The organism is Lentzea albidocapillata (assembly GCF_000719115.1).
GTDB lineage: Bacteria > Actinomycetota > Actinomycetes > Mycobacteriales > Pseudonocardiaceae > Lentzea > Lentzea albidocapillata.
The window spans coordinates 248,946-269,126 of the sequence record NZ_JOEA01000009.1; the positions used below are offsets into that span (position 1 = coordinate 248,946).

The window sequence follows — 20,181 nt, forward strand, 5'->3', positions numbered from 1 at the left end:
TGGAGGAAGTCATGACTGGATCGCCCCGCGTCGTGGTCGGCTTCGACGGTTCGCCGGACAGCGTGCTCGCGTTGGAGTGGGCGCTGGCGGAAGCCAGCCTGCGAGATGCCACGATCGACCTGTGTCACGTTCGCAAGCAGCCCGGAACAGCTGACGACAATGGCGGTGTCAGTGACCTCGGCGGAGAGGTTCTCACCCAAGGCCTCGAACACGCCGACCGCTGGTCACCACACGTCCGGGTGGCAGCGCGGCTGGTGAGCGGGAATCCGGCGCAGCAGTTGCCGCGCATCGCCGCCGACGCCTTGTTCCTCGTGGTCGGCGCGCGCGGTGCCGGTGGCTTCCGGGGGTTGCGGCTGGGATCGGTCAGCGACCAGGTCGTACGACACGCGCAGTGTCCTGTCGTCGTTGTGCCCGATCCGGGGACCCGTCGCGGCGGTACGCGTGAGCGGAAGATCGTGGTCGGAGTCGACGGCTCTGCCGGTTCGGAAGCCGCTCTGGCCTTCGCGTTCGACGAGGCGGATCGTCGTCAGGCGGAACTGTGCGCGATCCATGTGTTCGACCCGTCCACTGTGCAGATCATGGCCGGCCTGCCACAGGCAGACCTGCGGCGACTCCACCTGGCCGCGTCGGAAACCCTGAGCAGCCTGCTCGAACCCCACATGACCAAGTACCCCTCCGTCCACGCGTGCGACGAAGTCCTGTCAGGTGCGCCGGCCGCGACGCTGACCGCGGCGGCGTCCGGTGCCGAGTTGCTGGTACTCGGTTCACGAGGGCATGGCGGCTTCGTCACCCTGCTGCTCGGCTCGACCAGTCACAGCGTTCTGCACCACGCGAGCTGCCCGGTCGCCGTCGCCTGACGGCAAAGGCGGCGGGATCGCTCCGCTTGCGGCGGCTGTGCGGGACTGAGGCGTGGTGAACCGCTGCCGGTACGACGTAGGTGTGGTGGAGTACGCGGCGACGAAGTTCTGGCGGAAGGTCACCGCGCTGCCGAAGCCGCAGCTGCGGGCGATGCGAGAGATCGGCCAGGTGGTCGTTTCGAGCAGACGTCTGCCCTCGTCGAGCCGGCGCGCGAGAATCCAGCGGGCGGGCGTGTTCCCGGTGGCCTCGGTGAAACGCCGGTTGAAGTTGCGTCTGCTCATGCCGGCGTGGGCGGCGAGCTGATCGACGTCGAGTCGTTGGCCGAGGCGGTTGAGTGCCCAGTCGATGGTCGGGCCGATGTGGCCGACACCGCCCGGATCAGGCACCGGCCGGTCGATGTACTGAGCCTGGTCGCCATCTCGGTGCGGTGCGATCACGAGGTGACGTGCCACCGTGGAGGCGGCGGCGGACCCGAGATGCGTGCGGACCATGTGCAGGCAGGCGTCGATCGCCGAGGCTGTGCCGGCCGACGTGAGCACGTCTCCGTGGTCCAGGTAGAGCGCCGAGTCGATGACGGTGACCGTGGGGTGCAGCCGGGCGAGAACGGGCGCGGCCGCCCAGTGCGTGACGATGCTTCGTCCGTCAAGGAGCCCGCTGGCGGCCAAGGGGAAAGCGCCCAAGCAGAGACCCACGACGCGGGTGCCTTTCGCGTGGGCGGTGCGGATCAGGCCGGCGAGGCAGGGGCTGACCGGGCGCAGATCGCTCGGCCAGGACGGAAAGACCAGGAAGTCGGCGGTGTCCACGACGTCAGGGCCGTGGACGTTCTCGATCGTGAGGCCTTCAGCGGTCCGGACGCCGCAGCCGTCGTCGGTCCAGATCGAGGTCTCCCAGCCGGCGGCCAGACCCTGCCGGCCGACCTCGCCGAAGACGAGCAGCGGGGCCGCGAGGTGGAACATCGTGATGCCGTCGAAGGCGTGGACTGCGATACGCACTTTGGCCCGAATCCATCGAAAGTGGTCGTTTGTGCCACTCACGCTACCGGATGCCGAACAGACAGGGTGGTGGCGACAGGTTGTCCCGGTATCGAGGAGAGCACATGCCCACCCGCGCACTGATCGTCATCGACGTCCAGCAGGAGTACTTCGACGGCGTTCTGCAGGTCCAGTACCCACCGCGTGAGGAGTCGTTGGCGAATGTCGTCCGTGCGCTCGACGTCGCCGAACAGCAGGACGTGCCGGTCGTGGTCGTTCAGCACGAACTCCCTGAGGGCGCGCCCGTGTTCGCGGCCGGCTCTCCTGGCTGGTCGCTGCATCCAGAGGTCGAGAAGCGTGCGACCCCGTCCTGGAAGCGGGTGACGAAGGGCAAGTCCAGTGTCTTCGCCGGCACCGACGTGGCGCAGTGGCTTGCCGAGCGCGGCATCGACACGATCACGATCGTCGGCTACATGACGAACAACTGCGACATCGCGACCGCTGCGGCTGCCGAGGAACTCGGCCTGGCCGCCGAGATCCTCTCCGACGCCACGGGTGCCATCCACCTCGCCAACGAGGCGGGCAAGGTGTCGGCCGAGCAGCTGCACGGGGCACTGCTCGTCCTGCTGCACTCGAACTTCGCCGCGGTGGCGACCACCGATGCGTGGGTCACCGCGGTGAAGGCCGGCGAGGCGCTGCCCAAGAGCGACCTCGGTACTTCCGCCATCCAGGGACGAACCGCGTTCGTGTGACGGGTGTCAGGAGCCTGTGGACGCGCCGCGCCCCACGGCGGCGGGAAGGCGGGTCGCCGCCCAGAACGGCACCACCAGCAGCGCCGCGGCCGTCCAGATCAATGCGGGTGCCGCGGTGTCCAGCACCACTCCTCCCACCGCGGCACCCCCTGCCACCGCGCCGTTCCAGGCCGCGATGGTCAGTGATTGGGCTCGATCCGCGTCTCGTCCCGCGATCAGAGCCGTGACTGCCTGGAACGCCGTGGGTGCGCCGCCGAACGCCAGGCCCCATACCGCGCACGCCATCAGGGTGGTGGCCACGTCGTCGGACATCGCCAGTAGAACCATGCCGGCGGCGGTCAGCAACGGGCACCAGCCCAGCACTCCACGGGGATTGCGGTCCAATGTGGATCCAACGGCGAGAATTCCGCCCACGGCAGCGATACCGAAGACGAGCAACGCCGTGGTCAGCAGGTCTGCCTGTGCCAGTCGAGCGAGGACCGGACCGACGTACGTGTAAAGCATGTTGTGTGCCAACGAGTACACGAACACCATGACCAGAATCGGACGCAGCACCGGCAGGGCATGTCGCGCCGGCCGGGCAGGCTCGGTCGTGACCGCCGGTACCACGAGCAGGATCCAGCACAGCAACGGCACCGCGATCGCCGCCATGGCCGCGAACGACCAACGCCAGCCGACCAGTTCACCGAGTGCCGTGCCGGCGGGCACTCCCGCCGCGAATCCGACGGGTGTGCCCGCCATCGCGATCGCCAGCGCGCGTCCGGCCTGTCCTGGCGGCGCGATCCGCATCGCGTACACCGCCACCAGTGACCACATCACGCCGGTGATGGCGCCGGACACCACCCGTGCGCCCAGAATGACGCCATAGCCGGGAGACAGCGCGATCACGAGGTTCGTCACGACGAACCCGAGCACCAGCGCCACCAGCACGCGCTTGCGCGGCAGCCGGGAGGTCATCGCGGTCAGCGGGATCGCGGTGACCGCGGTGGTGACCGCGTAGACGGTGACCAGCTGTCCGGCGGCGGACGGTGAGACCCCGAGGTCCTCGGACATGCCCAGGAGCAACCCCGCGGGCAGCACCTCGCAAAGGCAGCCAAGTAGCACCGTCAGGGTCAGTGCGAGCAGCGCTCGCCACGGCAGCCTGTTCTGGGACAAGGGATTCCTCTCGCGTGGGAACCGCCCCGGCACGGGAGCAGGACACCCGTGCCGGGGCGGCGGACCGGGGTCAGCCCTTGGCCAGCTGGGCGTCGATCCACGTCCGCAGCGCGGCCTCGCCCTTGAACCCGATCATGCGGGAGCCCGGGAGCTCCGCGGTGTTGCGCACCGGCACCAGCGTGGGCAGGTACCGGATGCGGTACTGGGACGAGAGGTCACGGCTGGCGTCCACGTCGACCATGCCGACCAGGATCCGGCCGTTGTACTCCGCGGCCAGCTTCTCGAGCACCGGCTTGAGCTGACGGCAGGGCGGGCACCAGGTGGCGCCGAAGTCCAGGATGACCAGCTTGGTCCTGGACTGCTCCATCACCTGGGCGTGGTTCGCGGACGTCACCGTGATGACGTGCTCCGCGCTGATCTGGATGTTCGAGCCGGCCGGCGGTGCGGCCTGGGCGGGTGCGGCCAGCAGCACCGAGGCCATGACGACCATGGCTGCGACGCCCGCGCGTAGCCAGTTCCTGAGCAGGGACATTGAGAACTCCTTGATAGGCAGGGAAAATTCCGGGCAACCGCAGGTGCTCAACCGGAGATGGTGGCGAGGCCGGCACCGACCCAGTCCTCGATGCCCTCACGGTATTTGCGCACGTTCGAGTACCCCAGTTGAACCAGCCGGGCCCCTACGAGCTCGCTGTTGCGACAAGGCACGTTGGCGCAGTAGACGACGATCTCGGCGGCCTTGTCCGGCAGGACGTCGGGTGCATGCCGGTCGGTGAACTCGGCCGCCTGCTCGTAGGGAAATCCGGGAATGTTCACCGCGCCGGGCAGGTGTTCCCTCTCGTAGTAGCCCGCGGGCATGGTGTCGACCACCACCAGGGTGCCCGCGTCGATTCCTTTGTGGAGTTCCTCTCGGGAGATCAACGGCAACATCGAAGCGATCCCTTTCCAGCACGGTTCGCGCAGTAATTCGCGCCGATTCCGAGTGTGGCCGGGCCGGGGATCCATGCCCACTGTCAGCGCGCTATGCCACGCCGTTATCCATCCATCCGCGATAGCGGTCGTTCTGCGCGACGAGCTGTTCGTAGACGGCCACGGCGGCAAGGTGCACGGCCGCGAACCGGTCGCCGAGCGGGTGGTCCGCGCGCCAAAGCAGGACGTGCTGCACCTTCATCGGATCACCGGCCAGCGGCCGGATCACCATGCCGGGAGGTTCCGGCGTGGTCGGCTGCACCAGGCACACCCCGTGCTCGCCGGACACCAGGCGGTGCCGCAGCGCGTCGACGTCGTGCGCGATGCGCGGGGTGAACCCGTGCGCCAGGCACATCTCGCGGAACACGACCCGGCAGCCGTCGCCGCAGCTGGACACGATCCACTGCTCCTGAGCCAGCTCGCCCAGCTCGACGACGGGCGAGGCGGCCAGCGGGTGCCGGGCAGGCAGCGCCACGAACGAGGGCTCCACGACCACCCGCTCGGCGCGCACCCCGTCCGGCACGGCCAGCGTCCGCGGACCGCAGATCATCGCCACCGCGAGGTCGACGCACCCGCCGGCGACCTGCGTGACCAGCCTGCTGTGCGACAGGTCCGCGCGGCTGGTGAGCTCATGGCCCGGCAGCAGCCGCTCGACGCACCCGAACAGGCCGGGCACGAGGCTGCTGTCGTTCCAGCCGATCCGCAGGCCGCCGGGGGACGGCTGCTGCAGGCGGAAGTCCCGGTCCAGCTCGTCGAACGCCGGGATGATCGCCGCGGCGCGGGCGAGCACCAGCTCTCCGATCCGGGTCGGGCGCACGCCGCGCGGGCCGCGGTCGAAGAGCCGTTCACCCACCAGCTGCTCGATGCGGCGCAGCTGGTGGCTGAGGGCGGGCTGGGCCAGGCGCAGCTCGCCGGCCGCCCGGTTGAGACTGCCCGCTCGTGCGATGGCGACGAGCACCCGCAGATGGCGGACCTGGAGCTCCATGTCACTCATCAGACACGCCCGAACGCGTTCTGTCAGCAGTTCGGCGCCGAACGGAGCAGGACGTTCGGGCGTTGGGCGCATAAGGCGACGGCATGACGTTCCGGCAGTACCCGCCGGTTCTGCTTCTGCCGATAGTGGTCGAATCCGGATTTCCCTGCCCCTGTGAATATAACTTTCGGAGTCGACGGTGTTGCTGACAACTCCGCTGACCGAGCACTGTGCCACCCCTTTGCGAAGCGGCAGGCATGTGTGCGTCGGTGTGAGCCCGTTCAACAGTTATTTTTCGGTGGAACGCATCACCGCACTCGCCCGCTGGGCGATGCGGGAATTCGAGCGTTTCCATTTCTTCGTGCCCGATCATGCGGCCGTGTACACGCTGGAGGCACTGGGCTACGAACCCGGCCGCGCGCAGCGCAAGGCCGGACGGCAGGGCCAGTACGTGGTGAACAAGATCTGCCGCGCCCTGCGCGACGCCGGCGTGCCGGAGCCGGAGGAGCACCTGCTCGACGGCGCCGCTCTGGCCCGCAACGACAGGTACCGGGAGTTGCTGCGCGACGCGGGTGCGTGGTTCCTGACCGACGACGCCTTCGCCGCGGAGTGCCTGGAGGCCACGCGCTGGGTGCTCGACCGCCGCCTGCCGGACGGCCAGGTGCCTACCGGGGAACAGCTGCGGTGCGCCGTCCGGTACTTCCTCGCGGAGCTGCCCATGTTCATCGACACCCCGGCGATCGCGGGCGTCGACAGCTCGGTGTTCGCCTACCACCAGAGGGTGGCGTTCCTGGAACGCCTGTACGCCAGGGAACTGGCCTGGCTGCCGAACCCAGCACAGGGTTTCGTCGTGCTGACACCTCGCGAAGAGGCGGTCTGACGGTGGCACACGACGACTATTCGCTGAGCAGGCTCCCCGACGAGGCCAGGAGGTCGTGGGTCTCCGTTGCCGTGCAACGGTTCGGGCAGGTTTCGGCGTTCCACCAGTTCCTCCTCGGCGCCACGCTCGGGCTCGGGATGACGTTCTGGGACGCGGTCCTCGCGATCACGCTCGGGTCGGTGATGCTCGAGATCGTCACGATCCTGATGGGGATCGCGGGCGTGCGGGAGAACGTGTCGACGTCGGTGCTGGCCCGCTGGGCCGGGTTCGGGGCACGCGGTTCCGCGTTGGTCGGCCTGCTCGTGACGCTCAGCCTCGCCGGCTGGTTCGGCGTGCAGAACGACGTGTTCGCGCACGGCCTGCACCGGCTGATGGGCGGTCCGCCGGTCTGGGCGTGGGCGATCCTCGGCGGCATCGTGGTGACCGTGATCGTCGTGGCGGGCTTCCACACCATGGCGTGGACGGCCTATCTCACCGTGCCCGCGTTCCTGCTGCTGACCGGCTGGACGATCGTCTCCGAGCTGCACCGGCACGACCTTGCGGACCTGGTCGGCATGGCCCCGCCCGGCCCGGCGCTGAGCCTGGCCCAGGGCACCACGCTGGTCGCGGGCGCGTTCATCATGGGCGCCGTCATGACCCCCGACATGACGAGGTTCAACCGGCGTCCCTCCGACGTCGTGAAGCAGACGCTGATCAGCGTCACCCTCGGCGAGTACCTGATCGGCCTGACCGGGGTGCTGCTCGCGCACGCCGCCCTCAGCTCCGACGTGGTCGGCATGATCATGTCCAGCTCGGGCGTGATCGGCACGCTGATCATGATCACGGCGATCCTGAAGATCAACGACTGGAACCTCTACTCGGCGTCCCTCGGCCTGGTGAACACCGTCGACGTGCTGCTGGGCAGGAGGATCAGCCGATCGACCGCGACGCTGTGGCTGGGCGCCCTGGGAACCCTGCTGTCCGCTCTGGGCATCCTCAGCCACTTCACCGTGTTCCTCACCTGGATCGGGGTGATCACACCACCGGTCGCGGGCATCATGATCGCCGAGTACTTCGTGGTGCGCACCTGGCGCGCGGAGCTGGACTCCTCGCGCGCGAGAGGGGAGCTGCCGGCCGTTCCGCCGGACTGGGTCCCGGCATCGCTGGTGTGCTGGGCGGCCGGAACCGCGGTCGGTTTCCTGGTGCCGTTCGGCATTCCGACGATCAACTCCGTCGTGGTCGCGTTCGCGTTGTACGCTGCGATCGGCAAAACGGTCGGGATCATGCGGCCGGCGCCGCGATCCCGGGTCGACACTCACCGCTGATGGGGAAGTGACGGCATGGAGCTCGACGTCCACCACCTGAAGCTCGTGCGGGCGATCGGCGAGACCGGCAGCCTGTCCGAAGCGGCGGTGCGGCTCGGGATCAGCCAGCCCGCCGTCAGCGGCAGCCTCAAGCGCCTCGAGAACGCGCTGGGGCAACGGCTGTTCGACCGCGGCTCCAGCACCGCGTCGGTCATGCCGACACCCACCGGTGAACTGCTGCTCGACCGGATCAGCGCGGTACTGCCGATGATGGAGGGGCTGGCGCGGGACATCGAGGTCCGCACCAGCCCCTCCGAGTTCGTGCGGGTGGGAGGAGTGTGCTCGCCGGTCCTGTGCCACCTGCCCGCCATCGTCGACAGCCACCGGCCGCACGGTCCGGCCGCGTCGTTGTTCGACAGCGAATGCCGGGACCTCGTCGTGGAGATGGTGGTGCAGCGGCGGCTGGAAGTGGGCGTGGTCAAGGACTATCCCGGGTTCGAGGCGGTCGCGCCCGCGTCGGTGGACTTCGCGGTGGTGGCGCACGACAGGACGCTGGTGCTGCTGCGCGAGGACCATCCGCTGGCCCGGCACAAGGTGATCGGCCTGGAACAGCTGGCCGACGAGCCGTGGGTGCTGCCCCCACCCGACTCGTCGCGTTTCCACGAGTACTTCCACAGATCGTGCCGCCGCAAGGGTTTCACTCCCCGGGTGCAGTACGTTTCGGAGTCGTTCGGGATGACCGTGGCCGCGGTGCGCAACGGTGCCGTCGGGTTGTCGCAGGCGGCGTGCGAAGGGCACCAGCAGGTCGCCGCCCGGCTGCTCGCGGACGACGCGCTGTCACGCAGGTTCCTGCTCGTGTGGCACCGGGAGAGCGAGTTCGCGCGGGTGGCCCGCGACGTCCTCGTGGACGCCGCGCTGGCCTACCGGATCGAGTGCGAGGCCTCGCCGGTCTACTCCCGTTACCTGGCTTGACGAAGCGGTGTGTCCCACCGGAACCGGAGGGACACACCGCCGCCGTCAGCGAAGCTCTGCCGGTGGCAGGGTCGTTCCGTGAACCCAGGCCTCATAGAACGCGGTGAGGTCCTTGTCAGCCACCGCTGCCGTATAGAGCTCCCAGTCGTACCAGCCCTGGTTGAGCAGCGCCGAGATCGAGGGGTAGTCCCGCAGCATGGTGAAGAACGCCTCGTCACCGATGTGCTTGCGCAGCGCGTGCACCATCAGGACGCCCTTGTCGGTGACCGAGAACTCCCGTCCCATTCCCGGATCAGCCAGCTTGCGTCCCCAGAACCAGGCGTCCGAACCCGCCCGGCGCAGCGCGTCCTGGTAATGCTGCTCGACGGCGGTCCCGCCTTTCGCCTCGTCCCACATCCACACCGTGTACCGGGCGAACGAGTCGACCAACGGCTGGTCCTTCCACATCTTGATGGCGAGGTGGTTGCCCCACCACTGCGATGCCAAGGCCTGCACCAGCGCCGACTCGCCCGCGAAGCCGCCGTGTACCGGACGGCCCTGCGAGGGATGCGAGTAGTAGAACCAGTCCTGCAGGTACACACCACCGGTGGCAGGCAGGGGATAGTCGCCCAGCTTGCCGGTCAGGAACTCCATCGCGGCGGGCAGAGTCCTGGCAAGTGCGGTGTCGGCGCCCGGCCCGAAGGCATCCAGCACCGTCGTGCCCGCGGGGAGCGTGGACTCGCGGACGGCGAACCGGTCGATGGCGATCATCGTGGCGGAAGGGGTGACCGGCACCTCCTCCACCCAGCTGTGGGTTCCATTGTGGACGGACTTGCGCACTCCGGTCGACGCCACACTCCACCCGGTGGGAACCGTGGCGTTGAGGTGGAAGGTCGCCTTGTCCACCGAGGTGTCGTTCACCGGGAACCACGTGGTCGCCGAATGGGGCGCGCCGGCCGCGACCGCACCGCCCGAACGCGTTGTGCGCCAACCGGTGGCGCCCCGGCCAGGGACGTACTCCGGCTCGGGGCGACCGCAGTAGACGACCTCCACGGTGAACGACGTGTCCGCCGCCAGTTCGGTGACGGGCGTGATCACCAGCTCGTGGGCTTTCGCCCGGACGAACGACGCGGGCACACCGTTGACCTTCACCGCGGTCACGGTGAGGCCGCGCAGGTCCAGATTGAACCGGCTGAGGCGTTGCGTGGTGGTGGCCGTGACGAGGGCCTTGGCGCTGAGGAAACGTGAGGCCGGGTCGTAGGACAGGTCGACGGTGTAGTCGCCGACGTCGTAACCACCGTTGCCGTCGGTGGGGTAGTAGGGGTCGACGCCGAGCACAACACCGTTGGGCGCGACGTGCACGTAACCGTCGGAGCCGATCGTGTCGCCGGCGTGTGCCACGGCTGGGCTCAGGAGTGAACAGCACAGCGGCAGACCGCAGAGCAACAGGGTGGCCGACGAGTACTTTCGCCGAATCCGCACAGCCATCGGAAACCTCTCAGGGCAGTGGCAGGGATCCTCAGTCTGTGCGCGCGCGGTTCGGTCGTACCAATGCCAGTTCTTCATGTCCGGGCGTTATCCGGCACGGTGTCCGCGCTTGAGTTCCGTGTTGCAGGACCGCTGGAAAGTCTCCGGGCTACCGGGGGACTGACGCTTATCTCGCGTCAACAGGGCGCTGTCTACCGTGCGGTCATCGGTCCTTGACCCTGCGGAAGGAACCAGGAATGACTAAGGCGCGCGCCTTGCGGGCGACAGCGGCGACTGCCGCGTTGATGTTGTTCGTCTCAACGGCGAACGCGACGGCAGCGGACGCCGGGACAGGGGCCGATGACGGCATCGACATCGGGCACTATTCCGTGAACCTCACCTACCGGCCCGATTCGGACGCCCTTTCCGGGGTCACCACGATCCTGGGTACGGCCACCCGCGCCCTGTCGGGGTTCGACCTGCATTTCCTGCTCGACGTGTCCTCGGTCTCGGTGAACAACGAGCCGGCCACGGTCGCCAGGAACAACGGCCGGCTCAGCATCACGCCGAAGAAGCCGGTCGGCGAAGGCGAGGACCTGGTCGTGGTCGTGCGCTATCGCGACAACCCCGACAGGCACCCGGGAGACATCGGGGATGGCTGGGGTTGGCAGCGCACCCCGACCGGAGCGCTCGCGGTGGAGAGCTCGGCCTGGTGGTATCCCAGCGCCTTCGACAAGGCCGACCAAGCCACCTTCGACCTCGTGGCCGTCGTACCCACCGGGGTGGAGGTGGTATCCAACGGTGCCCTGCAGTACGGCGGGCCGCTCCCGGTTCCCGGCGGTGACGAGTGGTCCTGGCGGGGTGAGCGTCCGCAACCGACAGCAGCGGCGCTGCTGGCGATCGGCCAGTACGAACTGAAATCCACTACCGCGGCGAACGGCCAACCGGTCACCAACGCGTACAGCACCGACCTCGGCGCGACCAACGCCCCGGCCCGTGCCTCGGTCGAACGCACCCCGGAGATCGTCGACGCCCTGTCCGACTGGTTCGGGCCGTACCCGTTCCGCGCCCAGGGCGGCCTGGTCGACTCCAGTTTCTACGCCGTCGTCTCCACCGCGACCAGGCCGATCTACGCGGGTCGTGCCTTCGAGGGCGGTGCGAACGCGTCGATGGTCGCGCACGAGATCGCCCACCAGTGGTATGCGAACGCGGTGAACTCGATCGACTTACAGACCAGCTGGCTGGCCGAAGGGTTCGCCACCTATGCCGAATTCCTGTGGGCGGAACGAGAAGGACTGGGCACCGCGACCGAACTCGCCCAGTACTACTACGACCAGCACCTGGCGAATGACCGGGTCTGGCGGCAGCCACCCACCAACCCGGACCCGGACAGCAACCTGGCGTTCCCGATATACACCCGCGGCGCACTCGCCCTGCAGGCGCTACGCGTCAAGATCGGCGACGAGCCGTTCTTCCGGATCCTGCGCACCTGGGCCGCCGAGCAGAAGCCCGACACGGCCGCGACCACCGCCGCGTTCACCGAGCTCGCCGAGCGCATCTCCGGCGTCGATCTCGACGGGCTGTTCCACGCCTGGCTCTACGCCCCGGAACGGCCCGCTGCCGGACCCAACGGTCCAGTTGTCGCAGGGCGCAAGGCAAAACCGGAGTCCTACGACGTCATCACCGCCAACAGCGAGCGCTTCGCGTCAGGACATCGGTGACCTTGATCCTTGACCCGGCTGCCGGGGGTTTGGTGTCGTTCTTGTGGTGGGCGGGCATTTGTATGCCCTGCTGGTAGCCAGGCAGCGCCGTTTCCCAACCTGCATCCGCACACGCAGTCCTTGAATGAATCGGGAACACGCCGGCCAAAGCCGGTTCGCGGTCAGTGTCCGTGCTTGCCGGGGGCGGCGCTGCCGGAGTACTCGCCGAGATCGGAGACCAGGCCGGCGATGTCGGGCATGTTCTCGTAGCGGCGCCGGTGGATCTCGGCGATCCTCGCGCCGATCTCCGGGTCCGGATCGTCGGTGATGTCGAACGACACGAACTTGTCGACCAGCGGCAACCCGGCGCGGTCCATGGCCAGGTGCGCGGGGTGGTTCATGTACTCCTCGTAACCCTGGAGGTCCTCGATCAGGGATACCGCGCCATAGTCGAACTCGCCGCCGAAATCGGGGCCGACGACGCGCGCCCTGATGGACGGGATGGCGTTGCTGTGCTCACGCATCTGCGCGAGACCGGCCACCCTGTCCTCCTCCGAGACGCCGGGCTTGAGGGTGAAACGAATGCAGTGGTAGATCATCGGACTTTCCCTTTCAGCTTGCGTTCGCGGCGGCAGCGAACGCGGTGGCGTGGTCGCGGGCGAAGTCGGTGACGTCGCGTGCGGGCTGTCCGGTGAGGTCGGTGACGGACGTGTGCACCTCGGCGGCTTCGCCTCGGGCGTAGTGGGCGTAGTCCTCGACGAGGCCGTCGAGCTGCCAGGGCGGGAGCAGGCCGGTCAGTGCGGCGGCGAACTGGTCCGCAGGGGTGTCGTGGAAGGTGACGTCCCGCCCGGTCGCGCCGGCGAGCGCTGCGGCGATCTCGTGGTGGGTCACGGCGCGGGGGCCGGTCAGCGTGTAGGTGCGGCCGCTGTGTCCCGTGCCGGTCAGCACGGCGGCGGCTGCGTCGGCGATGTCCCTGGTGTCGATGGCACTGACGGCGGCGTCGCCGACGGGTGCGGCGAACCAGCCCTGCGCGATCGGGCCGGCGAAGGCGAGGAGCGCCTGCAGATAGAGGTTGGGACGCAGCACGGTGTGATCGAGCCCGAGCTTCTCCACGTGGGCCTCGACTTCCGCGTGCCAGCGCAGGAACCGCACCGGCGAGTCAGCGCGCGCCTCGTACTGGGAGAGCAGGACGAGCCGGTGCACGCCGGCGTCGCGGGCGAGGTCGGCGAACCGGATCTGGAGCGCGGCGGCGTCGAGTGCCGAGGGGCTGTTGAGGAAGGCAGCGTCGACGCCCTTCAGTGCGGCGACAAGCGATTCCGGCTCCCGCAGGTCGGCGACGACGGTCTCGGCACCGGGGAAGACGCGGCCGGGGTCGCGGGTCATGGCGCGGACGGTGACGCCGCGGCTGCGCAGTGCGGGGACCAGTGCGGAACCGACGGTTCCGGTCGCGGCGGTCACGAGCACGGTGGGGGTGTTCATCGTGGTACGTCCCTTTCGGTGGAGGAGGTCAGTGCGTGCCGGCGACGGCCGGGGCCTGCCGTTTCCCGGCGGCGGAGAAGAGCGACAGTGCGAGGGCGATGACGACGAGCGCGGCCTCGCCGAAGAACGCGGTCGTGAACGAGATGTCCCCGTGCGTGCCCGCGGCGCCGATGGCGATCCCGGCGAGCGCGGCCAGCCCGACCGCGCCGCCCAGTTGCTGCGCGGCGTTGACCAGCCCGCTGAGCAGGCCCGACTCACCGGCCTCGCTGTCGCGGACACCCATCGCCGTGGCGTTGACGAGCCCGAGTCCGAGTCCGAGCCCGATCAGCACGAACGCGGCCAGCAGGCTCACCGAGAAACCACTGGTCGTCGGATCCATCGCCAGCCACAGAAAGCCGGCGAGCAGCACGGCCAGGCCGACCGGTAACGCGTGGGGCAGCCCGATGCGCTTGGCCAGCAGTGGCGCGACGACGCTGCCGACGATGATCATGAGGGCGATGGGGATCTGGGTCATCCCCGCCGACAACGGGGTCATCCCGAGCACGTCCTGCTGGTACTGCGGAAGGAAGAAGAACAGGCTCGTCAGCGTGCCGCCGGTCAGCAACATCACGACGTTCGCCGTGATCACCGGCGTGCGGCGGAAGACGCCGAGCGGGACCAGCGGATGCGTGGAACGCCGCTCCACGAGCACGAACGCCACCAGTGAGGCAAGGCCGACCGCGAGGCCGACGATCGTGCTGGGCGCGCCGAACCCGGTATCGGAGGCGGAGACCATGCCCAGCGCCAGACCGGAGATCCCGAGGGTGATGGTGATAGCGCCGAGCGCGTCGAACCGGCCGGGCCTGCCGGGGACCGCGGGCACCGAGCGCCACACGAGGATCGCTCCGGCCACACCGAACGGCACCGGCGTGAGGAACACCGACTGCCAGCCCAGCAGCTGGGTCAGCGTGCCACCGAGAAAGACGCCGAGGAGACTGCCGGTACCGGCGACCGCGCCCCAGATGCCCATCGCCCGAGTACGTTCCGCGGGAGACGAGTAGAGGGCGAGCACGAGCGAGAGCGCGGCAGGCATCAGGATCGCGGCCCCGATGCCCTGCGCGATTCGTCCGGCGACCAGCATCCCGCTGCTGGTGGCCAGCGCACAGAACGCCGTCGCCGCGAGGTAGACGGCCATTCCGGTCAGGAACACCTTCCGGCCACCGAGTACGTCGGCGAGACGGCCGCCGAGCAGCAACAGACCGGCGAACGCCACCAGATAGCTGTCCACGACGACCGTGAGCTCGGCGGCCGTGAGCCCGAGGCCCTCGCGGATCGTGGATCCCGCGAGGTTCACCATGGCGGCGTCGAGAATGACCAGGAACATGGCGCTCGCCAGGCCGGCCATCGCCACCCCGCGCGGTATCCGCGGGCCTGCGCCCACTGTCGTGGCTGCGGTGTTGTCGCTCATCGTCTCGTCCTTCTGCAGAGGGCTTCCGGTCGGTGTCTCGGTTCCGCGTGGCGGATGCCATGACCATTTCGTGAACCGGCTCCACTCGCGTCGGTGACAATCACCTACTCGTACCGGTGTCCTGCGGTGGTGACGTCGCCCCTATGGTTCGGACCATGCCCACGACGTCCTCCCGCTCGCTCGTCGGCCGGCACGACGAGATCACGCGCGTCCTCGCCCTCGTCGGCACAGCGGAGAAGGGCGAGGGCGGTGTGCTCGTCCTGCGCGGCGAGCCGGGCATCGGCAAGAGCGCTCTGCTGGACCACGCCGAGCACGCGGCATCGGAGAAGTTCCAGGTGATCCGCGCGTCCGGGTCGGAGTTCGAGGGGGAGCTGCCGTTCGCGGCACTGCACCAGCTGTGCGTGCCGGTCCTGACGCGTCTCGACTCGCTGGCGGCCCCCTACCGCGACTCCCTCCTGGTCGCGTTCGGGCTGGCCGACGGCACACCGGACCCGTTCCGCGTCGGCCTCGCCGCGCTCGAACTGCTGGCGGCCGCCGCAACGGAACGTCCGCTGCTGTGCGTCGTCGACGACGCGCACTGGATGGACGCCGCTTCGGTGGGGGCGTTGACGTTCCTGGCGAGACGCGTCGCGGCCGAGCCGATCGCGATGGTGTTCGCGGCTCGCGACTCCGGCGTCCTCCGCGGACTGGACGAACTGCCCGGCTTGACCGTCGGCGGCCTGAGCGACGCGCAGGCGCGCGCGTTGCTGGCGCAGGAGAAGACCGTGACGCTCGACGAGCGGGTGCGTGACCGCCTGCTCGCCGAGGCACGCGGAAACCCGCTGGCCCTGATCGAGCTGCCGAAGGCGGGTGGCTTCGCGCTGCCGACGCCGTCACCGGTCGCGAGCCGGATCGAGCGGAGCTTCCGCACCAGGCTGGCGGAACTGCCCGCGGACGCGCGGCTGCTGCTGACCCTCGCGAGTGCCGATCCCACCGGCGACCTGAGTCTGCTGTGGACGGCCGCGCGGCTGCTGGGCATCGACGTGCCCGCGACGAGCGCCGTCGCCGAGACGTCCGGGCTCGTGCGGTTCGGCACGCGCGCACGGTTCTGCCACCCGCTGGCACGTTCGGCCGCCTACCGCGCGGCCGAACCGGAGCGGCGTCAGGTGGCGCATCGGGCACTGGCCGACGCCACCGACCCCGTCGCCGCGCCGGACCGGCAGGCCTGGCACCGCGCGCAAGCCGCCACCGGGCGGGACGAACAGGTCGCGGCGCAACTGGAGTCGTCGGCCTCGCGCGCGCAGGCGCGTGGGGGAGTGGCGGCCGCAGCCGCGTTCCTCGAACGTGCGGCGGAGCTGTCACTCGATCCCGGCAAACAGACCGAGCGCACGCTCGCGGCCGCGCGAGCCACTCTCGCGGCCGGCCAGGCCGACGCGGCGGCGGCGCTGTTGACCAGCCTCGACACCGAGTCACTGGACGATCTCCAGCACGCGTCCACCGACCTGCTGCGCGGGCAGATCGCCTTCGTCCAGGGCGCGGACGGGGCCATCCGCGGGCCGGAGCTCATCCTCCGGGCAGCACAGCGGCTCGCCGCCACCGATCCGGAACGCTCGCGCGAGTGCTTCGTGGCGGCACTGGAGATGGGGCTCCTCGTCGGACGGGCCGCGGGAGTGATGGACCGGGTGCTCGACGCGGCCAGGGTGGCGCTGCCGGCATCGGGACCGCCGGATCTCCTCGACGCACTCGTGCTGTTGAACACCGAGGGGCACCATGCCGGGATACCGGCGCTGCGGCGGGTTCTCACCGGCGACGACACCGACGGGACCGCCGGGTGGATGCGGGCGCCCGCGTTGGCCACGGTGCTCGCCGGCGAGCTGTGGGACATCGACCTGCACGCGACGGTCGTCGACTGGCTGGTGCGGACCGGGCGGGACACGGGATCACCGATGACGATCCGGCTCGGCCTGGCGCAGACGGCCCTGTCCGCCGTGTTCACCGGCGACTTCGGGCAGGCGATGGCCGCGATAGCCGAGGAGGAGGCGATCGCCGACGCCGTCGGTGACCTGCCGCAGCTCTACCCGAGAGTGCACCTGGCCGCGATGCGTGGCCGCCGCCAGGAGGTGCTCGACCTGGTCGCCGAGGTGATGAGCAGGCCTGCCGGCCAGCTGACCGCGAACGCCCACTGGGCGACGGCCGTGCTGTACAACGGCCTGGCCGACTACCCGGCCGCCCTGGACGCGGCCACCCGCGCCGTGGCGGGCGGCGACCTCTTCCTCACCGGCATCGCCCTGCCAGAACTGGTGGAGGCCGCGATCCGGTGCGGCGAGAACGCCGTCGCGAAATCAGCGCTGGAGTCCCTGCTGGAGCGCACGGAGCCTGCGGCAACCGGTTTCGCCCTTGGTGTCGCGGCAGGAACGCGGGCGTTGGTCAGTGACCTGGAAGACGACTACCGGGAGGCGCTCGAGCACCTGACGGGTAGCCCGCTGGTCCTGCAACTCGCGCGGGCACACCTGCGGTACGGGGAGTGGCTGCGCCGCACGGGCCGCCGTCGCGACGCACGCGAACACCTGCGTACCGCGCACGAACAGCTGTCGGAGATCGGGCTGGAAGCGTTCGCCCGGCGGGCCGCCGACGAGCTGCGCGCGACCGGCGAGGTGGCCCGCAACCGTTCCGAGCACACCTATGACCGGCTGACCATGCAGGAGATGCACATCGCGCGCCAGGTCGCGGCGGGCGCGACGACGAAGGAGGTGGCCGGGCGCCTGTTCCTCAGCCCGCGCACGGTGGACGCCCACCTGCGCAGCATCTTCCGCAAGCTCGGTGTCACCTCACGCAGACAGCTCAGGGACATGCCCGACCTCGGGTGACTAGGTGATTCCTGCCGACGCGAGCGGAGGCGCGTTCGCATGACCATGGTCGCGGACAGGCTGCCGCTCCCGTTCCCGAAAGGTCTGCGAATGATCACCGAAATCGACGTGAAGGCACCCGTGGTGGTGCACTGCGACACCGTCGTCGCCGCGCCGCTGCAGCGCGTGTGGCGGCTGCTCACCGACGTGCCCTCGTGGCCGGACTGGCAACCCGACATCACCTCCGCCGCCGCTGACAGTCCTCTCCGGACAGACAGCGTCTTCCGGTGGAGCACGGCCGGTCTCGACATCGAGTCCACTGTGTACCAGCTGCGGGAACCCCGCCGGATCCTCTGGGGCGGAACCGTCAGCGGAATCACCGGCATCCACCTGTGGACGTGCGACGTGATCGGGTCGTCGGTGCACGTCCGCACGGAGGAGTCCTGGGACGGAGACCCGGTGCTCGCCGACGTCGACGGCATGCGGGCCGCCCTCGGCGAATCTCTCGCAGTCTGGCTCCGTCACCTCAGGAAGGCCGCGGAGAACAGGGCGTTCCGCCCTGAGCGAACGGATCTTTACCTCCAGTAATCTGGAGGTTCGATGCTTGTCCGTATGACGAAGGCATTCAAGTACATCAACGTTGTCGTGCGGGTGTTGTTCGGTGCGCTGTTCGCGTTCTCCGGGTTCACCGGATTGTTCGGGATCGGGTCGCAGTCCACCGACGGCATGTCGGCCGAGGCGGTGGCGTTCGCCACCGCGCTCGGCGAAAGCGGGTTCATCATGCCCGTCATCAAGGTTGTCGAGCTGGTGGCCGGGATCATGTTGCTGGTCAACAGGTTCGCGCCGCTCGCGCTGGCACTGCTGGCGCCGCTGGTGGTCGGGATCTTCGGGTTGCACGTGCTGCTGGAGCCCAGCGGTGCGGTGATCGCCGTGGTGCTCGCGGTGGTCGAGATCTACCTGGCCTGGGTCTACCGGCACGCGTTCGTGCCGATGTTGCGGCCGGCCTACTCGAACGCGATGCCGTCGCCGTCCCTGTCGAGGTCGTAGCCGCCGGTGCCGATCACACGGACGATGCCGGAGACGATCGCCGTTCAGTCAGGGGAGCGGTCCTTCGGGCGGCGACGGCTCCAGGCCGACAGGATGTGTTGTGACATGGCCTGTTCCGCTCCGGCCTCGTCCCTGTCCCTGATGTGTTCGAAGACGGCGCGATGTTCGTCGTTGCTGACCTGGCACTCGGTCGACGTCGGGTCACCGGAGTAGCGATAGCTCTTGCGCGCTTCGGCGTGGACGGTGCGCACGATCGACCTCGACAGCCGGTTGCCGGAGGCTCGCATGATGCGGTCGTGGAAGGCGACGTCGGTCTCGACGAAGAGTTCCTGTCGGTCGACCTGGCTGTCGAGCAGTGTGAGGAGCGCGGCCACCTCGGCGATGTCGGCGGCGGTGGCGTTGCGGGCAGCCCCGAGTACGCCGCCCGTGGCACCTACCGGTACTTCCCGCCCTACCAGACGCCCACCACGTTGAAAGACGTGCACATCAGCCAGAACTACCTGTACAACGTGATGACCCTGATGAACGACGGGGCCTGTATCTACACCCTGTCGGCCATGCCCGGCTCGACGATCGACGGCAACTTCTGCCGGGACAGCATGGCCCCCGCTGCCCTTTACTCCTTCGGGTTCTACCTGGACGAAGGCTCACGGTTCATCACGGTCACCAACAACGTCCTGGTCCGCGACGGCAGCGTCTACACCGGATCCTGGTCGAACGACGGAGTGGTGTGGCACCGGATCGGCAATCCGGTCACCGTGCCCGGTGTCGCCACCACCCAGGACGCGGGAATGATCTGGACGTCACATGCCGCGAGCATCTCGGGCACGGCCACCTTCGACTCGTTCTCGGTGAAGGGCTCTTAAGCGGCACGCCATGGGCCCGCTGATTCTGGATGAACTCCAGGTCAGCGGGCTCTTCGCGTTCGATGGAATATGCTTCCGTGGACGTTATCTCGCGAGACCGGAAAGAAGGCGCGGGGAAGCTGTGGCGGATCTGAGGCTGGTGTTCAGCGATCTGGTTCGTTTTCAGATCGAGCTGTGGGGTGCCGTCGAGACGCGCCTGCGTGCGGAGTGCGACCTGCAGCTCACCTGGTTCGAGGTCATGCGGCTGCTCGATGAGCGTGCCGGTTGTCGTGTGCAGGACCTGGCGGAGGAGTTCGGGATCACGGTCGGTGGCACCAGCAAGGTCGTCGACCGGGTCGAGGCCGCCGGATACTGCCGGCGCCGTGCCAATCCGGACGACCGGCGCTCGTCCATTGTGGAGCTCACGGCCTCCGGCCGGCGCGTGGTGGCCAAGGCCGCGAAGGTCTTCGACGACGAGCTGGAGATCCGGGTCGGTTCGGTGCTCCCGGAGCGGTCGCTCAAGCAGCTGGCCAAGACCCTCGCCGACCTTCGCGCCGCGTACCGCGCGAGCGCTTGACCTCG

General features: G+C 69.1%; 21 protein-coding genes. 11 read left to right on the forward strand and 10 right to left on the reverse strand.

Annotated elements, in window-relative coordinates; translation table 11 throughout:
• Window positions 1-11 precede the first annotated feature (11 nt).
• Complete coding sequence (locus IG04_RS0115250; protein WP_159460463.1) at window positions 12-857, forward strand: universal stress protein; 846 nt, start codon at window positions 12-14, stop codon at window positions 855-857.
• On the opposite strand, the gene IG04_RS0115255 is transcribed toward IG04_RS0115250, so the two are convergent.
• Window positions 765-1,850, reverse strand: a complete 1,086-nt coding sequence (locus tag IG04_RS0115255) for a GlxA family transcriptional regulator (protein WP_084401236.1) — start codon at window positions 1,848-1,850, stop codon at window positions 765-767. The genes IG04_RS0115250 and IG04_RS0115255 overlap by 93 nt on opposite strands.
• Window positions 1,851-1,954: 104 nt before the next feature.
• Here IG04_RS0115255 and IG04_RS0115260 point away from each other — a divergent pair, with 104 nt between their 5' ends.
• Window positions 1,955-2,581, forward strand: a complete 627-nt coding sequence (locus tag IG04_RS0115260) for an isochorismatase family protein (protein ID WP_030477302.1) — start codon at window positions 1,955-1,957, stop codon at window positions 2,579-2,581.
• A 6-nt stretch (window positions 2,582-2,587) separates the two neighbouring features.
• On the opposite strand, the gene IG04_RS0115265 is transcribed toward IG04_RS0115260, so the two are convergent.
• The 4 genes from IG04_RS0115265 to IG04_RS0115280 all read right to left on the reverse strand — a co-directional run bounded on the left by IG04_RS0115265 (window position 2,588) and on the right by IG04_RS0115280 (window position 5,687).
• Complete coding sequence (locus IG04_RS0115265) at window positions 2,588-3,736, reverse strand: MFS transporter (RefSeq protein ID WP_030477303.1); 1,149 nt, start codon at window positions 3,734-3,736, stop codon at window positions 2,588-2,590.
• Window positions 3,737-3,806: 70 nt separating this feature from the next.
• Complete coding sequence (locus tag IG04_RS0115270) at window positions 3,807-4,268, reverse strand: thioredoxin family protein (RefSeq protein ID WP_030477304.1); 462 nt, start codon at window positions 4,266-4,268, stop codon at window positions 3,807-3,809.
• A gap of 47 nt (window positions 4,269-4,315) precedes the next feature.
• Window positions 4,316-4,663 carry a rhodanese-like domain-containing protein gene (locus IG04_RS0115275; protein ID WP_030477305.1) on the reverse strand — a complete coding sequence of 116 codons (348 nt, stop codon included), beginning with the start codon at window positions 4,661-4,663 and terminating at the stop codon, window positions 4,316-4,318.
• A gap of 91 nt (window positions 4,664-4,754) precedes the next feature.
• Window positions 4,755-5,687, reverse strand: a complete 933-nt coding sequence (locus IG04_RS0115280; protein ID WP_030477306.1) for a LysR family transcriptional regulator — start codon at window positions 5,685-5,687, stop codon at window positions 4,755-4,757.
• A gap of 187 nt (window positions 5,688-5,874) precedes the next feature.
• On the opposite strand from IG04_RS0115280, the gene IG04_RS0115285 reads away from it, so the two are divergent.
• The 3 genes from IG04_RS0115285 to IG04_RS0115295 are packed head-to-tail and all read left to right on the forward strand — an operon-like array spanning window position 5,875 to window position 8,810.
• On the forward strand, window positions 5,875-6,555 hold the full coding sequence (locus IG04_RS0115285) for a tRNA-dependent cyclodipeptide synthase (RefSeq protein WP_030477307.1): 681 nt from the start codon (window positions 5,875-5,877) through the stop codon (window positions 6,553-6,555).
• Between the two features lie 2 nt (window positions 6,556-6,557).
• On the forward strand, window positions 6,558-7,859 hold the full coding sequence (locus IG04_RS0115290) for a purine-cytosine permease family protein (RefSeq protein WP_036014676.1): 1,302 nt from the start codon (window positions 6,558-6,560) through the stop codon (window positions 7,857-7,859).
• 15 nt (window positions 7,860-7,874) lie between these two features.
• On the forward strand, window positions 7,875-8,810 hold the full coding sequence (locus IG04_RS0115295) for a LysR family transcriptional regulator (RefSeq protein ID WP_030477309.1): 936 nt from the start codon (window positions 7,875-7,877) through the stop codon (window positions 8,808-8,810).
• 45 nt (window positions 8,811-8,855) lie between these two features.
• On the opposite strand, the gene IG04_RS0115300 is transcribed toward IG04_RS0115295, so the two are convergent.
• Window positions 8,856-10,277, reverse strand: coding sequence for a M1 family metallopeptidase (locus IG04_RS0115300; RefSeq protein ID WP_030477310.1), 1,422 nt, complete (start codon window positions 10,275-10,277; stop codon window positions 8,856-8,858).
• Between the two features lie 236 nt (window positions 10,278-10,513).
• Here IG04_RS0115300 and IG04_RS0115305 point away from each other — a divergent pair, with 236 nt between their 5' ends.
• Window positions 10,514-11,977: a M1 family aminopeptidase gene (locus IG04_RS0115305; RefSeq protein ID WP_036014680.1), complete on the forward strand. Its 1,464-nt coding sequence runs from the start codon at window positions 10,514-10,516 to the stop codon at window positions 11,975-11,977.
• 161 nt (window positions 11,978-12,138) lie between these two features.
• Here the strand turns inward: IG04_RS0115305 and IG04_RS0115310 are convergent, their stop codons facing one another.
• From IG04_RS0115310 to IG04_RS0115320, 3 genes are read right to left on the reverse strand one after another with little or no spacing between them, the layout of a single operon-like run.
• Window positions 12,139-12,555: a Dabb family protein gene (locus tag IG04_RS0115310; protein WP_030477312.1), complete on the reverse strand. Its 417-nt coding sequence runs from the start codon at window positions 12,553-12,555 to the stop codon at window positions 12,139-12,141.
• Window positions 12,556-12,568: 13 nt separating this feature from the next.
• The gene (locus IG04_RS0115315; RefSeq protein ID WP_030477313.1) at window positions 12,569-13,435 is read right to left on the reverse strand and encodes an SDR family oxidoreductase; all 867 of its coding nucleotides are present in this window, start codon (window positions 13,433-13,435) and stop codon (window positions 12,569-12,571) included.
• A 28-nt stretch (window positions 13,436-13,463) separates the two neighbouring features.
• The gene (locus IG04_RS0115320; RefSeq protein ID WP_030477314.1) at window positions 13,464-14,882 is read right to left on the reverse strand and encodes an MFS transporter; all 1,419 of its coding nucleotides are present in this window, start codon (window positions 14,880-14,882) and stop codon (window positions 13,464-13,466) included.
• Between the two features lie 155 nt (window positions 14,883-15,037).
• On the opposite strand from IG04_RS0115320, the gene IG04_RS0115325 reads away from it, so the two are divergent.
• The 3 genes from IG04_RS0115325 (at window position 15,038) to IG04_RS0115335 (ending at window position 18,754) form a co-directional block, all read left to right on the forward strand.
• Window positions 15,038-17,728, forward strand: a complete 2,691-nt coding sequence (locus IG04_RS0115325) for a helix-turn-helix transcriptional regulator (protein ID WP_030477315.1) — start codon at window positions 15,038-15,040, stop codon at window positions 17,726-17,728.
• Between the two features lie 90 nt (window positions 17,729-17,818).
• Window positions 17,819-18,295: an SRPBCC family protein gene (locus IG04_RS0115330; RefSeq protein WP_036014774.1), complete on the forward strand. Its 477-nt coding sequence runs from the start codon at window positions 17,819-17,821 to the stop codon at window positions 18,293-18,295.
• Window positions 18,296-18,319: 24 nt separating this feature from the next.
• Complete coding sequence (locus IG04_RS0115335) at window positions 18,320-18,754, forward strand: DoxX family membrane protein (RefSeq protein ID WP_030477317.1); 435 nt, start codon at window positions 18,320-18,322, stop codon at window positions 18,752-18,754.
• Window positions 18,755-18,798: 44 nt separating this feature from the next.
• Here IG04_RS0115335 and IG04_RS0115340 read toward each other — a convergent pair whose 3' ends face one another.
• Window positions 18,799-19,128: a FadR/GntR family transcriptional regulator gene (locus IG04_RS0115340; RefSeq protein ID WP_051769947.1), complete on the reverse strand. Its 330-nt coding sequence runs from the start codon at window positions 19,126-19,128 to the stop codon at window positions 18,799-18,801.
• Between IG04_RS0115340 and IG04_RS47175 the strand changes: the two genes are divergently transcribed.
• Window positions 19,051-19,620: a hypothetical protein gene (locus tag IG04_RS47175; RefSeq protein ID WP_030477319.1), complete on the forward strand. Its 570-nt coding sequence runs from the start codon at window positions 19,051-19,053 to the stop codon at window positions 19,618-19,620. The two genes, IG04_RS0115340 and IG04_RS47175, sit on opposite strands and share 78 nt — an antisense overlap.
• 121 nt (window positions 19,621-19,741) lie before the next feature.
• On the forward strand, window positions 19,742-20,176 hold the full coding sequence (locus IG04_RS0115350; RefSeq protein ID WP_030477320.1) for a MarR family winged helix-turn-helix transcriptional regulator: 435 nt from the start codon (window positions 19,742-19,744) through the stop codon (window positions 20,174-20,176).
• Window positions 20,177-20,181 lie beyond the last annotated feature (5 nt).

Excerpts from the sequence above, each read along its gene's own strand:
- IG04_RS0115270 (WP_030477304.1), bottom strand. The coding sequence starts at position 4,268 with ATGTCCCTGCTCAGGAACTGGCTACGCGCGGGCGTCGCAGCCATGGTC.
- IG04_RS0115300 (WP_030477310.1), bottom strand. The coding sequence starts at position 10,277 with ATGGCTGTGCGGATTCGGCGAAAGTACTCGTCGGCCACCCTGTTGCTC.
- IG04_RS0115250 (WP_159460463.1), top strand. The coding sequence starts at position 12 with ATGACTGGATCGCCCCGCGTCGTGGTCGGCTTCGACGGTTCGCCGGAC.
- IG04_RS0115295 (WP_030477309.1), top strand. The coding sequence starts at position 7,875 with ATGGAGCTCGACGTCCACCACCTGAAGCTCGTGCGGGCGATCGGCGAG.
- IG04_RS0115280 (WP_030477306.1), bottom strand. The coding sequence starts at position 5,687 with ATGGAGCTCCAGGTCCGCCATCTGCGGGTGCTCGTCGCCATCGCACGA.
- IG04_RS0115320 (WP_030477314.1), bottom strand. The coding sequence starts at position 14,882 with ATGAGCGACAACACCGCAGCCACGACAGTGGGCGCAGGCCCGCGGATA.
- IG04_RS0115315 (WP_030477313.1), bottom strand. The coding sequence starts at position 13,435 with ATGAACACCCCCACCGTGCTCGTGACCGCCGCGACCGGAACCGTCGGT.
- IG04_RS0115305 (WP_036014680.1), top strand. The coding sequence starts at position 10,514 with ATGACTAAGGCGCGCGCCTTGCGGGCGACAGCGGCGACTGCCGCGTTG.
- IG04_RS0115260 (WP_030477302.1), top strand. The coding sequence starts at position 1,955 with ATGCCCACCCGCGCACTGATCGTCATCGACGTCCAGCAGGAGTACTTC.
- IG04_RS0115325 (WP_030477315.1), top strand. The coding sequence starts at position 15,038 with ATGCCCACGACGTCCTCCCGCTCGCTCGTCGGCCGGCACGACGAGATC.
- IG04_RS0115335 (WP_030477317.1), top strand. The coding sequence starts at position 18,320 with ATGACGAAGGCATTCAAGTACATCAACGTTGTCGTGCGGGTGTTGTTC.
- IG04_RS0115275 (WP_030477305.1), bottom strand. The coding sequence starts at position 4,663 with ATGTTGCCGTTGATCTCCCGAGAGGAACTCCACAAAGGAATCGACGCG.
- IG04_RS0115310 (WP_030477312.1), bottom strand. The coding sequence starts at position 12,555 with ATGATCTACCACTGCATTCGTTTCACCCTCAAGCCCGGCGTCTCGGAG.
- IG04_RS0115330 (WP_036014774.1), top strand. The coding sequence starts at position 17,819 with ATGATCACCGAAATCGACGTGAAGGCACCCGTGGTGGTGCACTGCGAC.